This is a genomic window from Paenibacillus sp. W4I10, assembly GCF_030816325.1.
Lineage (GTDB): Bacteria > Bacillota > Bacilli > Paenibacillales > Paenibacillaceae > Paenibacillus > Paenibacillus amylolyticus_B.
Genome location: NZ_JAUSXX010000001.1, coordinates 6,184,245 through 6,201,574 on the forward strand (window position 1 = coordinate 6,184,245; position 17,330 = coordinate 6,201,574).

General features: G+C 45.7%; 9 protein-coding genes. All 9 read left to right on the top strand.

Annotation, left to right across the window (positions count from 1 at the left end):
• Nucleotides 1–127: 127 nt before the first annotated feature.
• The 9 genes from QF049_RS27690 to QF049_RS27730 all read left to right on the top strand — a co-directional run bounded on the left by QF049_RS27690 (nucleotide 128) and on the right by QF049_RS27730 (nucleotide 17,315).
• Nucleotides 128–1,918: a sensor histidine kinase gene (locus tag QF049_RS27690; RefSeq protein ID WP_307542074.1), complete on the top strand. Its 1,791-nt coding sequence runs from the start codon at nucleotides 128–130 to the stop codon at nucleotides 1,916–1,918.
• The gene (locus QF049_RS27695; protein ID WP_307542076.1) at nucleotides 1,911–3,509 is read left to right on the top strand and encodes a response regulator transcription factor; all 1,599 of its coding nucleotides are present in this window, start codon (nucleotides 1,911–1,913) and stop codon (nucleotides 3,507–3,509) included. Before QF049_RS27690 ends, QF049_RS27695 begins: the two co-directional genes overlap by 8 nt.
• A 174-nt stretch (nucleotides 3,510–3,683) precedes the next feature.
• The gene (locus tag QF049_RS27700; RefSeq protein ID WP_307542079.1) at nucleotides 3,684–6,593 is read left to right on the top strand and encodes a glycoside hydrolase family 2 protein; all 2,910 of its coding nucleotides are present in this window, start codon (nucleotides 3,684–3,686) and stop codon (nucleotides 6,591–6,593) included.
• Nucleotides 6,594–6,870: 277 nt separating this feature from the next.
• Nucleotides 6,871–7,854, top strand: coding sequence for an ABC transporter permease (locus QF049_RS27705; protein WP_036606891.1), 984 nt, complete (start codon nucleotides 6,871–6,873; stop codon nucleotides 7,852–7,854).
• Nucleotides 7,855–7,869: 15 nt separating this feature from the next.
• The gene (locus QF049_RS27710; RefSeq protein WP_036606894.1) at nucleotides 7,870–8,772 is read left to right on the top strand and encodes a carbohydrate ABC transporter permease; all 903 of its coding nucleotides are present in this window, start codon (nucleotides 7,870–7,872) and stop codon (nucleotides 8,770–8,772) included.
• Between the two features lie 186 nt (nucleotides 8,773–8,958).
• Nucleotides 8,959–10,647, top strand: a complete 1,689-nt coding sequence (locus tag QF049_RS27715) for an ABC transporter substrate-binding protein (protein WP_307542081.1) — start codon at nucleotides 8,959–8,961, stop codon at nucleotides 10,645–10,647.
• Nucleotides 10,648–11,021: 374 nt separating this feature from the next.
• Entirely contained in the window at nucleotides 11,022–12,725 is a 1,704-nt protein-coding gene (locus QF049_RS27720; protein ID WP_307542083.1) for an ABC transporter substrate-binding protein, read from the top strand.
• 321 nt (nucleotides 12,726–13,046) lie between these two features.
• On the top strand, nucleotides 13,047–14,744 hold the full coding sequence (locus tag QF049_RS27725; RefSeq protein WP_017692217.1) for an ABC transporter substrate-binding protein: 1,698 nt from the start codon (nucleotides 13,047–13,049) through the stop codon (nucleotides 14,742–14,744).
• A gap of 189 nt (nucleotides 14,745–14,933) precedes the next feature.
• Entirely contained in the window at nucleotides 14,934–17,315 is a 2,382-nt protein-coding gene (locus QF049_RS27730; protein ID WP_307542085.1) for a glycoside hydrolase family 95 protein, read from the top strand.
• Nucleotides 17,316–17,330 lie beyond the last annotated feature (15 nt).

Consider the following 17,330-nt stretch of genomic DNA (forward strand, 5'->3'; position numbering starts at 1 on the left):
ATATAGTACCCATTGCAATGACAATCCGAATTCTGGCGGTTATGTGGTATGATTAATTCTGAGGACAGTACATCCTGATCCTGCTGTTTATATGTAAGCGCTTATACAGATGACGGAAGGTGCAGACATGTTTAAAAGGCTGATACGAACCACCAATAATCTCAAATTAAAGCATAAATTGCTCATTTCCTATGTACTGGTTGTCATGATTCCGGTCCTGATTGTTGGTCTTGCTGTGACCAGTTATTTTCGCCAGCAAGCCCTGGACAATGCAATAGGACAGACGATCATCAATGTGGACAAGATCAAGAGCCAGACGGCAACCATGTTACGTGTACCAACCGATATATCCAATCTTTTAATGTTTAATGCGGATCTCAAGGAGATCGTGAATAAGCGGTACAAGAGCGTTGTGGAGTTAACCTCAGCGTATCTTGCATACAAAGACTTTCAGGAGTACAGGCGTTTGTACCGTGAGATAGCAGGCATTCGTTTTTACTCAACTAACCCAACATTGATAAACAACCTCGAATTCATCCCGGTAGACAAGCAGACTGAAGAGAGTTATTGGTACCAACAGGCACTGAAAACAACCAGCATCGGGTGGTTCTACATTCCGGACAAGGAAGATAATCCTGTACACAAGCTCAGCCTGGTGCGCAAAGTACCTTTTGCCGAGTATCGGACAGAGGGCGTGTTGATGATTGTGATCAATCAGGATGAGCTGAATGGATTGTTGCGTCAGGAACAGTTTGAGACGATGATTACGGACGAGCAGGGTTATGTGGTTGCAGCCAAGAATACCGAGCTCGTAGGTAAAACGCTGGATGAGCTTGATTTTGGTGTCGATCTGCAGAATCAGGCAAAAGGCACCATAGAGGGTGATTTCCGGGGGGAACCATCTAATATTGTTATTGATGAGTTGGGCCCTGGATCGAGTATGAACAGCCTGAAGGTGATTTCGGTTTTTGCCACCAAAAATATAGTCAAGGACGCCAACACTGTCAGCTTGATCGGCATGATTTTTATTATACTGGTGCTGGTCATTGCCCTATTATTTGTATATATCATCTCGTTCCTCACTTCGAACCGATTGCTCCGGCTGAGTAAACATCTCAACAAGCTGGCATTAGGTGACCTGAACGTGACTTCGCGGATTGATGGAAACGATGAGATTGGACAACTATCACGACAGTTCAACTATATGGTGAAAAGTATCAATGAACTCATGACGCAGGTGGTAGAAGCGACAGAACAGAACAATCAATTGGAAATCGCCCAAAAAGAGATTAAACTGAAAATGATGGCGAGCCAGATCAATCCACATTTCTTGTTTAATGCACTGGAGTCCATTCGGATGAAAGCGCATATTAAGGGAGAAGCAGAGATTGCCAACATCGTCAGACTACTGGGCAAGCTGATGCGCAAGAGTCTGGAGATTGGCAGTGGAAAAACAACCTTCCGGGCTGAACTTGAAATGGTACGTTCCTATTTGGAAATTCAAAAATTCCGTTACGGCGACCGCCTTGCATTCCAGATTCATATCGATCCCGAGGTGGAGAAGATGTACATTCCGCCTCTCATTATTCAACCCTTGGTTGAGAATGCGATTGTCCATGGTCTGGAGAACAAAGAGGGTACAGTCCGTGTTCATATAAGTATTCGTTTAGTAGAGAACATTGTGCGGATTCGTGTGGATGACAATGGTGCAGGCATAACGCCAGAACGACTGGCTGAGGTGATGCAGTTTATCTGTGGACCCGAGGAACAGGAGAAGAGCCGGATCGGCATGCGTAATGTACATCAACGCTTAACATTGACGTACGGGGAGCCATATGGATTACAGATTAAGAGTGTATATGGGGAAGGAACAGAGGTTTCTTTCACTTTGCCAGCAGGAGGGGACCAACATGTATAAAGTGTTTTTGGTGGATGACGAACCGAGCATACGTGAGGGACTGACAACCATTATTGATTGGGAAAAATACGGATTCCAGGTCATCGCTACAGCTGCCAGCGGGCGTGAGGCCATCTCCCGGTTTGAGGATTTGGAGCCTGACCTGACGATTATTGATATTCGCATGCCCGGTATGACCGGGCTGGATGTGATTGAAGAAGTGCGCCGGAATCATCCGGATTCGCACTTTTTGATATTGAGCGGTTATGCAGATTTTGATTATGCCAAGAAAGCCATCAGTTTTGGTGTAGATGGTTATCTGCTCAAACCGGTGGATGAAGATGAGATTATTAGTGAACTGGAGCGGATTGCTACGATCCTGACCCGTGAACGGGAGACAATGGCACGTCAAGCTGGTGAAGATACTGTCTATCTGGAGCACCAGATCGAGGCTTTACTCTTTGACAGTCTGGAGGGTGCAGGCAGTATGGAAGAAGACAGCCTGGGTCTGCACTGGCCTCACTATCAGATCGTGCTGCTTGAGATGCATGCGGCCCCCGATCTGCAACGGGGAAGTGTTATGAAACGCAAACTGATTGAAGCATTTGACCAGAAAGACCGAGGCATCGTATTCTCGTTCCATTCCGGTCTGGGGTTGTTAAGCAAGGAAACAATCACATCCGAGTCATCTGCACGCATTCTTTATGATGAGCTGGAAGGACTTCTGGGAGAATGGGAGGTCCACATGTATGGTGCTGCAGGTGAACCCGTACATTCCACTTCTGAAATTGCGCGGTCATACACGCAGGCGAATCGTACACTCGGTGAACGCTTCTTGTTCACGGAGAAACGCATCATTCTTTGGACTGAAGATAGCGAAGGCAAAGGCGTTGTTAAGCCGGGAGCTGAAGCTGTGGACGGAACACATGAACCAGTTGAGGACGAACTCGCGGACAAGCTGTATTATGCGTTAGACATCCGTAGCAGTGAGTCAGTTATGCGAGTACTGGGTGAGATGGAAGAGCGATTGGTTCCATATCACCGAACAGAGCAAGCGATCAAAACTGCCTTCTCACAGGTGTTCTCCCTAGCGTTCAACAAGCTTGCAGCCACGAATCAACATATGCACTCCATTATGCAGGAACATTCGGTTTTGATTAATGAAGTCTATCATCAATTTACGATGTCTGATCTCAAAGTCATAGCAGCAGAACATTTTAATAGGCTTATTCAACGTATGGGTGGGGGGAGCAAGGATACTGTATTGAAACAGATGATTGAATTTATCCAACGTAACCCTGGCGAAAATCTCAAGCTGGAGGTACTTGCTGAGGTATTTAACTATAACAGCAGTTACTTGGGTAAGTTGTTCAAGAATCATACTGGAGAATATTTCAATGCATTTCTGGACAAGGTTCGTATGGAAAAGGCCAAGGAATTGCTGGACGAAGGACTAAAGGTCCATCAGGTTGCGGCGAGAGTGGGGTATGCAAATGTGGACTATTTCCACGGTAAGTTCAAGAAATATGTAGGGGAATCCCCTTCCGCTTACAAACAGGCTAGAACCCAATCATCAATTAAAGGAACGGCTACGGATATAAACGAGGAATAAGTTGGAGTGCTGGGCCTTGCCCTTGCCTATTGTGTAAAACGTTTTCGGTATTCCTGAGAAATTTCCAGATTCATCATATTGTCCATGCACTTCCCATGATAAGCAATGGTCACGGAATGCTTTACATTTTAGACTGGATTTACAAGAATCCAGATGAAGGGATGGCTATACGATATGAAATTGTCTGATATAGGCGCTGTACGTCATACATTGAACTTAAATGGAACATGGCAGTTTTGTTTGGATCTGGAGTCCGATAAACTCGTTGAACAAGAGATATCACCGCCTTCACAGTGTGAAAATACATCATGGGAGACCATTCAGATTCCCGGTTCATGGGAAGAGCAAGGATACGGAGATGAGCCTGAATACGAAAGGCTCGATACCTGGACCAAGGTACGCGAATATGAAGGCTCAGCCTGGTATGCTCAGGATGTTCATGTTCCATCAGACGATCCCGGATGCCACTATGTATTCAGATTGGAAGGTGTCCGATGGACAACGAATCTCTGGATCAATGGACAGTATGCCGGGCAGCAGGATAGTCTGGTGAATCAACAGAAGTGGGATGTTACCTCTCTGGTGAAGCAGGGAGAAGTGAATCGTGTGGAGATCCGCGTGGATAATACGATGAAACTTCCGCTGGCGGGTAGCCATATTCATTCATTGCATACGGCCACAGCCTGGGGTGGAATCACGGGTGGTGTTTATCTGGACTGTCTGCCCCCATGCCGATTACAGACGTTACGTATTCAACCAGATGCTGAAAACGGAACCATTCTGGTTGATTGTACTGTAAGCGCTCCCGCAAATGAATCAGTTAGATCGATGCAATTACATGTGGATATCCAGCATCCGGACGGCACATGGCTTGATCGATATAGTTGTAATGTAAATCTGAGTGTTCTAGCACATGTGGATATAAGCTCAGCAGGTTTAACTGAAAGCAACGCTTTAATAGAACAGTGGCGATTGGAACTTGGAACAGAGAAGTCTATTGCAAGATGGTCGGATGAATCCCCTGAATTATACAAGGCTGTGATCCGTCTGCATGACGGTGAACAGGAACTGGATCGGCTGGAGCAATCATTTGGTGTACGCTCCTTTGCAGCAAACGGGAAGCAGCTTGAGTTGAATGGAACACCGGTGTATCTGCGCGGGTACGTCGATTGCTGTATTTTTCCACTGACGGGTTATCCCGTATGGGACAAGGAGCACTATCTTCAGCAGTTTCGAGTCGCCAGATCGTATGGCTTCAATCATGTCCGACTGCATGGGTGGAGCGCGCCGGAGCCTTTCTGGGATGCTGCTGATGAAGCGGGCATGCTGGTACAGGCAGAACTTCCCCATTGGTCTCGTTTCTTTGAGCAATCGGATCAGTCTGCGCCAGCTGAAGTATTGTCCTATCTGACACAAGAACTGGATGGGTTGCTTCAGTCGCTGCATAGACATCCTTCATTCGTCATGTTCTCCATGGGGAATGAGCTTATTGGTCCGAATGGCCATCCTGAACTTAATGCATGGGTATCGAGGGCAAGGGATATGGACCCTACCCGGTTATATACGGACAATACAGGTTTTGGACAGCTTCCGGCGCTAGGGCGGGAAGGTGATTATTATATTCAGTCTTTGAACTGGCATCCCCCGTTGGAATCCGCATATTCTGCTGTACCGGATACCACGCTGGATTATCATGCAGTCACCCGGCTTGCGGAGCATCCCGTCATTGGGCACGAACATGCACAATACACGATGTATGTGCGTCCCCAAGAGCGAGCCAAGTATACTGGCGTATTGCGTCCTAGCTGGTTACAACCGATCGAAGAATCGTTAACAAACAAAGGCATGATGGAGGACCTGGAGCATTTTCAACAGGTCAGTGGTACCCATCTGGTACGTTCCTTAAAAGAAGCCATGGAGCGGATTCGGCGAACACCGGACGCTGCGGGCGTACAGCTTCTGGACATTCGCGATTTTCCAGGGCAGGGACATGCTACGACGGGCATTCTGGATATATTTTGGGATGACAAAGGCATTACAACACCAGAAGAATTCATGCGTTTCAACGCAGATGTGGTGCTGTTGTTAAGCTGCAAGGAGCGTACATTTTACGCCGGAGAACCCATTCATGTCGATGTACGCATCTCTCACTACGGTAAGGAGCCGCTTGAGGACGCGGTCATTCAGTGGAGGTTAATAAGCGATGATGTGATACTTACTGAAGGGGCGTGGAAGACCGGAGATATCCAATGTGGGTCTGTCATGTCACTGGGAAGCATCGTCGCTACCGCTCCTCATGAAGGGGCAGCAGCTTTTCGGATCGAAGCGGAGCTGATATCAGGCGATTTGGACAGAACTGTAGCGAATGTATGGCATGGCTGGTCGTTTCCTTTTTATCAGTCTCATCCGGGTTCGAATCGGTTCTGGAATACCGTGGCAGAGATGAAGCCATTCCTGGGTGAAGCGCATGATGATTGCGTAGATCGAATCGATGGATTTCAGTTGTTGAAAAATCGGGAGATTGACTTGGTTATCGTTCAGTCGTTAACACCCAATGTCGTTGATTATGTGGTCAACGGGGGGAGTGTTTGGCTACAGCCAACCGCAGAAGGGTTATATGATTCAGTGGAGACCAAGTATCTGCCTGTATTCTGGAATTACCTGATGTTTGCTACGCAGCCTGGTGCAACGATGGGCATGTATCTGAGAGATCGGCTAGCACTACTAGGCTCCTTCCCGCATGATGGGGCTTCGGACTGGCATTGGTATCACTTGGTGAACGGAACACCAGCGATATGTTTGGATACGTTGCCCGGGGTGGAGCCGCTGATCGAAGTGGTGGACCATTTCCATCGGGCCAAACGACTCGCGTATGCCTTTGAGGCAAAAGTAGGGAAGGGCAAGATTTTGATATCCTCACTTCCGTTTGCCAATCTGGCTTTAATGAAGCGTCCGGAAGCCGCCTACTTATTTCAGGAGATACTTGCGTATCTGAATGGAGATCAATTCCGTCCAGCAACCTCCATATCAGTAGCGCAATTACTCAGGATCGTTAAACTGCAAACCATTCAGTTTACATTGTAATCAGAGGGACCCGAAAGGGTCCTTTTTGTATGCCATGTAATTGAAGTAAACGATTACCATAAAACGTTTTCGATATTTACCACTTTAGATATTATTTACCTTTATATTGCTTTTAATGCATCTAAAGGTTGAATTTATCACTGATTTTAACGAATTAATGTCTGATTATATATGCCTATATCTAATTTTTATATGATTTTCTCTAAAATCCAGATGGTATTTTGAAAACGCTCTATCGAGTATGATTATTTTATAAAACAGAGGAGGGGGAACGGAGATGGAAACGCTAACAAAAAAATCCGCTTCCGCGAACAGAAGCAGTGACCCCAAACCGCCTTTAAAGAATCGGCGGAACGGAATTTGGGACAGAATGAAACAGCAGAAATATCTCTATCTCATGTCATTGCCATTCGTAGCTTGGGTTTTCGTATTTAACTATCTGCCACTATGGGGATGGACGATGGCTTTCCAAAATTATAAACCTGCCAGATCGTTTGGTGATCAAGAGTGGGTTGGTTTTAAACACTTTGTAGAGCTGTTCAGTGATGATCGTTTCTATCTGGTACTTCGTAATACGCTTGCAATGAGCTTGATGGGACTGGTTGTCGGTTTTATCGTACCGATATTCTTCGCTATTCTCCTGAATGAAATGAGAGGCATGTTCTTCAAACGTGCCGTGCAAACGGTATCATATCTGCCTCACTTTGTATCCTGGGTTGTTGTAGCCGGGATCATTACGAAGATGCTCTCCACCGATGGAGGGATTATCAATGATCTATTGGTAGGGCTGAACATTATCGACCAGCCGATCCAATTCATGGCGAAGGGGAACTTGTTCTGGTACATTGTAACCGCTTCAGATATGTGGAAGGAAACCGGTTGGAATGCCATCATCTATCTGGCGGCGATTACAGGTATCGACAATGAGCTGTATGAAGCTTCCCGTGTAGATGGAGCCAACCGCTGGAGACAGATGTGGCATATTACGCTGCCTGGCATACGGACCACGATTTCCGTACTTTTCATCATGTCAATTGGACATCTTATCAGTATCGGTTTCGAGAAGCAGTTCTTGCTTGGCAACAGTCTGGTCACAGACTACTCGGAAGTACTTGATCTATACGCGCTCAATTATGGTTTGAATATGGGACGATTCTCGTATGGTACAGCCATAGGTATATTCAACTCCGTTGTCAGTATCATCCTTCTGTTTACTGCGAACGGCTTGTTCAAAAAATTCACTAAAGAAAGCATCATGTAGGGAGGGGACGACATTATGGCGAACAAAGCATTCAATGCTACTCGGGGCGATAAACTGTTCGATATATTCAACATCCTCGCGATGACCATGGTGCTGGTTGTAACACTTTATCCATTCCTTAACGTACTAGCCATCTCACTCAATAACTCGACAGATACAGTACGTGGCGGAATTTACTTGTGGCCTCGCGAATTCACTTTACAGAACTACAAAACGATTTTCCAATATGATGGATTGTTACAAGGTTTGCAGATCTCCATTCTGCGTACACTTGTAGGTACCGTGCTCGGATTGATCAGTTCATCCATGATCGCCTTTACACTGAGCAGACCTGATTTTGGACTTAGAAAATTTGTTTCCACAACGCTCGCGCTCACGATGTATTTCTCCGGTGGTCTGATTCCGGTGTACATTCTGATGCGTGACTTGAACCTGATCGGTACATTCTGGGTATATGTATTGCCTGGCATGATCAGTGCATTTAACGTGTTCATCATCCGTTCATTCATTGATGGCCTGCCATACTCATTGCAGGAATCCGCGAAGCTGGACGGAGCGAATGACTTTACAATCTATTACAGAATCATCTTGCCACTGTGTAAACCAGTGCTTGCTACCATCGCATTGTTCCTGGCTGTAGGTCAATGGAATGCGTGGTTCGATACGTACCTGTATAATGGTTCAAAGGCACATTTGACCACGCTCCAATATGAGCTGATGAAAGTATTGCAAAGTACACAGCAGGGCTCAGGTGCTGGACGAAATGCCAATGATATGGCGCAGCAAATGACACAGATTTCACCGGAATCGATCAAAATGGCGATTACAATCGTTGTAACGGTTCCAATCCTCATTGTATATCCATTCCTTCAGAAGTACTTTGTTGGTGGTATGACACTGGGCGCAGTAAAAGGTTAAACAATTGGGTACAGGCTGCCAAATAGAGCGGCCGTACATCTACAAATGAAGCATCAGGATACCCGAAGCGCAGCCATTTGGTCTGCGCTTCACCGTATAGGGCTGCGGTGTGGTATTCATGAAGCTATAGACAGGGACAAAAAAGTCCCGGACAAACAGACATATGAAACAGGGAGGATTACCATTATGGCAAGTTCCAAAATGAAGATTGCACTGGCACCAGTGCTTGCAATGTCTTTACTCGCAGGTTGCGGTGGAGGAAGCGGCAGTGATACGTCGTTCAAGGATACAAGCGCAGAGACAACTCCACTTACTTTTGAATTCTTCAGCGTTGACCCCAGTCCGAACTGGAATGGCATGAAGGATGAAGTAGGTAAAGTCCTTACGGAAAAAACAGGGATAACCCTTAACGGTGAATTTGCCGTTAGTGGTGGTCAGGATAAAATATCCTTAATGGCGGCGAGTGGAGACTATCCGGATATCGTCTCCCCCAAAGGAGAACTCAGCAAACTGGTGGATGCCGGAGCAATGCTCGATCTGACAGATCTGATCGACCAATATGCTCCCAATCTGAAGAAGCTGTATGGTAATTACATGGACCGGTTGAAATACAGTAATGAGGATCAGGCTATTTATGTGCTGCCAACGTATTATGCGGTAGACCAAAAATACTTTGATGCAGGTGGTGGATTTGGCATTCAGCACCGTGTACTGAAAGAACTCGGATACCCGGAAGTGCGTACACTTGAGGATTACGAGAATGTATTGAAGGCGTACAAAGAGAAACACCCAACAATTGATGGTCAGCCAACGATCCCGTTAACACTGGACGCGGATGATTGGAGAATCATGATTACCGTAACGAACCCTGCCTTCCAGGCAACAGGAGCTCCGGATGACGGTGAATACTACATCGATCCAGAGACATATGAAGCAAGTCTGCATTACAAACGTCCAGAGGAAAAAGAGTACTTCCGCTGGTTGAACCATATGTACAATGAGGGACTGCTTGATCAGGACAGCTTCATCCAGAAAACAGACCAATACAAATCCAAAATTGCAAGTGGACGTGTTCTGGGTGTCATTGACCAGGATTGGGGTTATTCCGATGCAGAAAATGCACTGAAATCTGCGGGCAAGGATGAAGCAACGTATTCACACTTCCCGGTAACCCTGTCCGAGGATATCAAGGATCATGCCTACCAAGACCCTGGTTTTGTATCCGGTTGGGGTGTAGGGATTACAACATCGAATCCTGACCCGGTTCGTACGATCAAATTCTTCGATTATCTGGCTTCTGAAGAAGGGCAAGTGCTGATGAACTGGGGAATTGAGGGCAAACAGTACGAAGTGAAGGACGGCAAACGTGTCATTCCTGCCGACATTCTGGATCAGAAAACCAATAATGCAGCCGTATTCCAGAAAGAAACGGGTATTGGACTGTACACCAATATGTCTGGTCACTATGGAGACGGTGTGAAGGATTCAACGGATAACTACTACACTACGAATTTCCCTGAACAGATCGTGGCAGCATATTCCGATGCAGAGAAAGAAACACTCAAAGCTTACGGTGCTACGACGTGGAAAGATCTGTTCCCGAGTGAAGACGAGTTCCCAATCAAACCATGGGGAGCAGCATACAATCTGCCAACACCAGGTGACTCCAACTACAACGTTATCTTCAAGAAAACACAGGATATCATCCGGAAACGTATCCCGGAAGCCATTCTGAGTACTCCTGAACAGTTTGATGCGATCTATGACGGCATGATTGCAGAAGTGAACCAAGCAGGAGCAGAGGATATGGAGAAACAATATACAGAACTCGTTCAAAACCGTGTTCAATTGTGGAGCGGTGAAGAGGCTAAATAAATGATTAGCAATTCAAATCTAAAACGAAAAAGAACCCAGAATATCTGGGTTCTTTTTTTATCTAAAACGTTTTCTAAAAAACGTTTTCAATTTTATAAATTCACTATTGACAAGGGATATAGGAGCGATTATTATTCAAGTATGAAAGCACTTACATTTTCTTGTGCATCACGTGACAGATACCTGATTCTCAAAGTAAATACTTGCGGGAATGAAGAGGAAAAAGGTAAGAGAAGAACATTTTTTATTTTAAGAAAACGCTTCTAATGTTATAAAAACAAGAAAATTACATTTGTTTCATCTGGTCACGGTATGTGCAGGTCAGCCTGTTATACAAATATACAGCTTCATTATATCCATAAGGGGGATTACACATGAAGGGCAAAACACCAAAAACATTCGCAATGCTTCTGTTAGCCAGTGCTCTTGCAATTACAGCAGGATGCAGCAGCAATGGAGGAGGAAGTAACGCTTCAGAAAAGCCGGTTGATTCCGGAGACACAACCAGTCCAGTAACCTTTACATTCTTTGGTGCAGACGCGAGTCCAAACTGGAATAACATGAAGGATGCTGTCGGTCAAGAGATTACCAAGGCAACGGGAGTTACAATTGAAGCTGAGTATGATGTGAATAATGGTGGCGACCAAAAGATTCCTTTGATGGCTGCCAGTGGTGATTACCCTGATATTATCTATCCTAAAGGCAACTTGTCGAAGCTTGTGGATGCAGGCGCGATGCTGGACCTGACCGATCTGATTGAGGAGCATGCTCCCAACTTGAAAAAAATCTATGGTGATCAGATGAACCGTCTGAAATACAGTTTGGAAGATCAAGCCATTTACACGATCCCGACGAATATGGGTGTAGATCACGTTGAGTTTGACGCTAGGGGCGGATTCGAAATTCAACAAAGAGTATTGAAAGAACTCGGCTACCCTGAAGTAAAAACGCTTGAGGACTATGAGAACGTACTGAGAACGTATTATGAAAAACATCCAACGATTGATGGTCAACCGACTATCCCGTTAACATTGAATGCAGATGACTGGAAAATCATGATCACGGTAACGAACCCGGCGTTCCAAGCTACGGGTGGACCGGATGATGGTGAGTATTATATCAATCCTGAGACCTATGAAGCGGTTCTCCACTACAAACGTCCTGAAGAAAAAGAATATTTCCGTTGGTTGAACAAAATGTACAATGAAGGACTGCTGGACAAAGATACATTTGTTCAAAAGGATGACCAATACAAGTCCAAAATCGCCAGTGGCCGTGTACTTGGTCTAATCGACCAGGAGTGGAACTACGGTGAGGCCGAGAATGCTTTGAAATCGTCTAACGGTGGCGATAAAACATATGCCCACTTCTCCGTGTCCCTGAATAAGGATATTGTGGATCATACGTTCCAACCAACCGGATTTGACGGTTATGGTATCGGAATCACGACTTCGGCCAAAGATCCGGTACGTATCATCAAATTCATGGATTGGCTTGCATCTGATGAAGGTCAGGTTCTGAGAAACTGGGGTGTTGAAGGCCAACACTACCAAGTCGAGAATGGCAAACGCACTATTCCAGCAGATGTACAAGATCGCAAAACCAATGATAACTCTGCCTTCACGAAAGAATCTGGCGTGGGTATGTACAATATCTTCAGTGCAAGATACGGTGATGGAGTGAAAGATGCTACGGATAACTATTACACAACAAACTTCCCTGAGCAGATTCAGGCTGGATACACTGCAGCAGAGAAAGAGACATTGAAAGCTTATGGAATTACAACTTGGAAAGATTTCTACCCTTCCGAAGATGATCTGAAATTGAAAGATTGGGGCGCAGCATATAACATGCCTGTACCTTCTGACACGGATTACAACGTAACGTTCCAAAAAACACAGGATATCGTACGTAAACGTATTCCAGAGGCTATCCTTGCCAAACCAGAAAACTTCGACAGCGTATACGATGGTCTCTTGGCTGAACTTGATAAAGCGGGTGCAGTAGAGATGGAGAAACAATACACGGTTTGGATCAAGGAACGTGTAGCTCTCTGGACTGGAAAAGATGTGAAATAAGCTTGAAAACCAAGCAAGAAAGCTATTGATTTTCATAGAGAAAAAAGCCCTTGAGAAAGGGCTTTTTTTATTGTTGACGTAAGGTGTTGGATAGCCTATAATCTATCATGTAAGCACTTTCAGTAAGCGGTTTATTCCATTTCCGAAAACGTTTTACGTCTGTTAGAAGAAGAATCTTTCTTTTTGCAGAATCGAAACGTCAGCTTTAGTAAACACATCGGAATGAACGGTACCGAAAGCGCATTCAAAAAAAGTGGTATCCTCAGGCATAAAGCCTGTTATACAGATAAAACCTTCATAAATAATAGGGGGAACCAGACAATGAGAGGCAAAATGAAAGGCAATACACCCAAGACGTTTGCAATGTTGATGCTCGCAAGTGCAATGTTGGTTACAGCTGGCTGCGGAAATTCGGGAACCAAAGAGACTTCGGAGTCCAGCGGAACCGAACCGATCACAGTCACATTCTTCGGGGCGGATGCTAGTCCAACCTGGAATAAGATGCAAGATGCTGTTGGTAAAAAGATCACGGAGCAAACAGGCGTTACAATTGAAGCAGAGTATGATGTAAACGATGGTGGTAACCAGAAGATTGCGCTAATGGCTGCCAGTGGTGACTTTCCTGATATGATCTACCCTAAAGGTAACTTATCTAAGCTTGTGGATGCAGGCGCGATGCTGGATCTCACGGATCTGATTGAGGAGCATGCTCCCAATCTGAAAAAAATCTATGGAGAACAGATGAACCGTTTGAAATACAGTTTGGAAGATCAGGCGATATATACGATTCCTACCAATATGGGTGTCGATAATGTTACGTTTGACGCTACAGGTGGATTTGAAATTCAGCAAAGAGTATTGAAAGAGCTCGGATACCCTGAAGTGAAGACACTTGAGGATTACGAGAATGTACTCAGAGCCTATTATGAAAAACATCCAACCATTGATGGTCAACCAACTATTCCATTGACATTAAATGCAGATGATTGGAAGATCATGATCACGGTAACGAATCCAGCTTTCCAGGCAACAGGTGCACCGGATGATGGTGAATATTACATTGACCCTGAAACGTATGAAGCAAAACTGCACTACAAACGTCCAGAGGAAAGAGAATATTTCCGCTGGTTGAATAAAATGTACAATGAAGGCCTACTGGACAAAGATGCATTTGTTCAAAAGGATGACCAATACAAGTCCAAAATTGCCAGTGGCCGTGTCCTCGGTCTGATTGACCAAGAGTGGAACTATCAAGAAGCGGAGAACGCGCTAAAATCATCGGGTAAGGATGATGCCACATACGCTCACTTCTCTGTATCACTTAACGATGAGATTGTGGATCACACGTTCCAACCAGCCGGATTTGACGGTTATGGCATCGGGATTACAACTTCGGCCAAAGATCCAGTACGTATCATCAAATTCATGGATTGGCTTGCTTCCGATGAAGGACAAGTTCTGAGAAACTGGGGTATCGAAGGTGAACATTACAACGTAGAAGATGGTAAACGCGTGATTCCAGATGACGTTCAGGACCGCAAAACGAATGACAACTCTAATTTCAGTAAGGAAACAGGAATTGGGATGTACAACGTATTTAGTGCAAGATACGGTGATGGTGTAAAAGATTCAACGGATAACTACTACACAACCAACTTCCCTGAACAGATTGTAGCTGGTTACACGGCTGCAGAGAAAGAAACGCTGAAAGCTTACGGTATCACGACTTGGAAAGAGTTCTATCCGGCTGAAGAAGATCTGCCAGTTAAGGATTGGGGCGCAGCGTATAACATGTCCGTACCTTCCGGTACAGATTATGAAGTAACTTTCCAGAAAACGCAGGATATCATCCGTAAACGGATTCCGGAAGCTGTTCTGACTACACCAGCAAACTTTGATGCAACCTATGATGCTTTACTGGCTGATTTGGACAAAGCGGGTGCAGTTGAAATGGAGAAACAATTTACGGTTTGGGTTAAAGAACGTGTCTCTCTGTGGACAGGAAAAGATGTAAAATAATATGGATTGTCTGTGATCCATGGTTACTCAAGGAAAGGGCCCTATATGGGGCCTTTTTTTGTGGAATGATGTGATGATTTGCATTGACGCAAATTTTGAAATCACATATAATTTTATTATTGTAAGCACTTACCGAAAACGTTTTATGTCATAAGAAATATACAGCTGATTTAGGAACAGGAGCTAATCATGTCTCAACACAATAACCAAACTAAAATCAATCGTCTATGGTATCGACAACCGGCAAAACGCTGGGAAGAAGCATTGCCCATCGGAAACGGCCGTCTTGGAGGCATGGTGTACGGTGGCGCAGCAGATGAACGAATTCAGCTCAATGAAGATACATTATGGTCAGGGTTTCCACGGGATACGATTCAATACAGCAGTCAGCGGTATTTGAAACAAACGCGAGAGTTGATCATGTCTGGGCAGTATGGTGAAGCTGAGGATTTGTTGAACCGTGAAATGCTTGGTCGTGATGTAGAGGCCTACCAGCCGATGGGTCATTTTCTATTGCAACATGAGGGTTTGGATGATCTTTCATATGATGCATTTGAACGGGAGCTTGATCTGGAATCGGGTATTGCAACCACAACCTACTCATTGGAAGGAACTCAATACGTACGTGAAGTGTATTCCAGTGCTTCGGATGATCTAATGGTCTGCACATTGACTGCTGATCAGAAGGGCGCTGTGAGTGTAAGTGTTACGCTAGACAGTCCCCATCCTTATCGCGTTGAGACTTCGGGAGATGCTCTAACCATGTTCAGTCGGTGCCCAAGTCATGTGGAGTCCAATTACTTCAGGGATCACCCGGAATCCGTCCTCTATGAAGAGGATCGGGGGACGGCATATGCTGTCCGTGTAGCGTTTACGGCATCTGGCGATCAGGTGAAGGTCTCCAATCTGGAAGGCAAGTTACATATTCAGGGTGCTGATCAGGTTGTGTTTTATCTGGCAGCAGCTACGGCCTTTGAAAGTTATGATGTTTTGCCTGTGAAGGATCATCTTGTATTGGAAGAGGAATGCAAGGAGATGATCTCCAAAGCGACCACACATGGCGCAGAAGCGCTTCGTAAACGACATATTCAGGATCATAGCGCGTTGTTTAACAGAGTCTCTATTGATCTAGGGGTATCGGCTAACGCCGAATTACCTACAGATGAGCGGTTGCAGGCTTATCAGGCAGGGCAACAAGACCCTGGACTGGAGGCACTGTATTTTCAATATGGAAGATATCTGTTAATGGGTAGTTCACGTCCGGGCAGCCAGCCTGCCAATCTGCAGGGAATATGGAACCATCAGGTAGAGCCGCCATGGCATAGTGATTACACAATCAATATCAACACGGAAATGAATTACTGGCCAGCAGAAGTCTGCAATCTCAGTGAATGTCATGAGCCGCTGTTTGATATGCTGACCGATCTCAGTGATACAGGACGCAGAACGGCGCGGATTCTGTATGGAGCCCGTGGATGGACTGCCCATCATAACGTGGATATCTGGAGAACCTCTACACCGACAGGTGGAGATGCAAGCTGGGCTTTCTGGCCGATGGGCGGCATCTGGTTGACCTCGCATCTATGGGAGCATTACCAATTTACCAGTGATCAGCGTTTTCTTGAGGAACGTGCGTATCCCATCATGAAAGAGGCTGCCTTGTTCTGTCTCGATTGGCTGGTGGAAGGGCCCGATGGTTATCTGGTTACGATTCCATCCACTTCACCAGAGAACAAGTTTCTCACAGATGCTGGGGAGGCACGCAGTATATCCATGGCTTCAACGATGGATATGACGTTAATTCGTGAACTGTTCAGCCGCTGTATTGAGGCCGCGAAGCAATTGAATCTAGATGAGTCATTGGCGAGCGAGTGGGGTGAGGCTCTGGAGAAACTCTATCCATTCCGAATTGGAAGCGAAGGACAATTGCTGGAGTGGTTTAAAGATTTTGCTGAATCTGAACCAGGGCATCGTCACGTCTCCCATCTGTATGGGCTGTATCCAGGGGAGCAGATCAATCGAGTGCACACACCGGAATTGGTAGAAGCAGCACGGGTATCGCTTGAACGTCGAATCTCACAAGGTGGCGGGCATACAGGATGGAGCTGTGCATGGTTGATCAATCTGTATGCACGACTGCTGGATAGCAGCCAGGCACATCAGTTTGTGCGCACGTTGCTGGCCCGGTCCACACATCCGAATCTGTTTGATGACCATCCACCTTTCCAGATCGATGGTAATTTTGGAGGCACGGCTGGAATCGCGGAGATGTTATTGCAGAGCCACTTGAACGAGTTACATTTACTGCCTGCACTGCCTGAACTCTGGACTCAAGGTCGTATTGAAGGGCTTCGTGCAAGAGGTGGTTACACGGTAGCAATAACGTGGACGGACAACAAGCTTGTGTCAGCGGTTATTAAGGCAGATCGAAATGAGTCGCTGACCCTTCGCAGTGCTTATCCGCTGCATTTGGAAGGAAACGAACAAGCCAAGGCAGAGCTTACGCCTCAGGGCGATTATGTAATTATTTTAACCATGACCGCAGGAAAGACGATCCGCGTGTCATCATGAGACGGAGGAGCCAAC

What these genes read in the sequence shown, in the direction of transcription:
- QF049_RS27690 (WP_307542074.1), top strand. Translation starts at nt 128, where the DNA reads ATGTTTAAAAGGCTGATACGAACCACCAATAATCTCAAATTAAAGCAT.
- QF049_RS27695 (WP_307542076.1), top strand. Translation starts at nt 1,911, where the DNA reads ATGTATAAAGTGTTTTTGGTGGATGACGAACCGAGCATACGTGAGGGA.
- QF049_RS27700 (WP_307542079.1), top strand. Translation starts at nt 3,684, where the DNA reads ATGAAATTGTCTGATATAGGCGCTGTACGTCATACATTGAACTTAAAT.
- QF049_RS27705 (WP_036606891.1), top strand. Translation starts at nt 6,871, where the DNA reads ATGGAAACGCTAACAAAAAAATCCGCTTCCGCGAACAGAAGCAGTGAC.
- QF049_RS27710 (WP_036606894.1), top strand. Translation starts at nt 7,870, where the DNA reads ATGGCGAACAAAGCATTCAATGCTACTCGGGGCGATAAACTGTTCGAT.
- QF049_RS27715 (WP_307542081.1), top strand. Translation starts at nt 8,959, where the DNA reads ATGGCAAGTTCCAAAATGAAGATTGCACTGGCACCAGTGCTTGCAATG.
- QF049_RS27720 (WP_307542083.1), top strand. Translation starts at nt 11,022, where the DNA reads ATGAAGGGCAAAACACCAAAAACATTCGCAATGCTTCTGTTAGCCAGT.
- QF049_RS27725 (WP_017692217.1), top strand. Translation starts at nt 13,047, where the DNA reads ATGAGAGGCAAAATGAAAGGCAATACACCCAAGACGTTTGCAATGTTG.
- QF049_RS27730 (WP_307542085.1), top strand. Translation starts at nt 14,934, where the DNA reads ATGTCTCAACACAATAACCAAACTAAAATCAATCGTCTATGGTATCGA.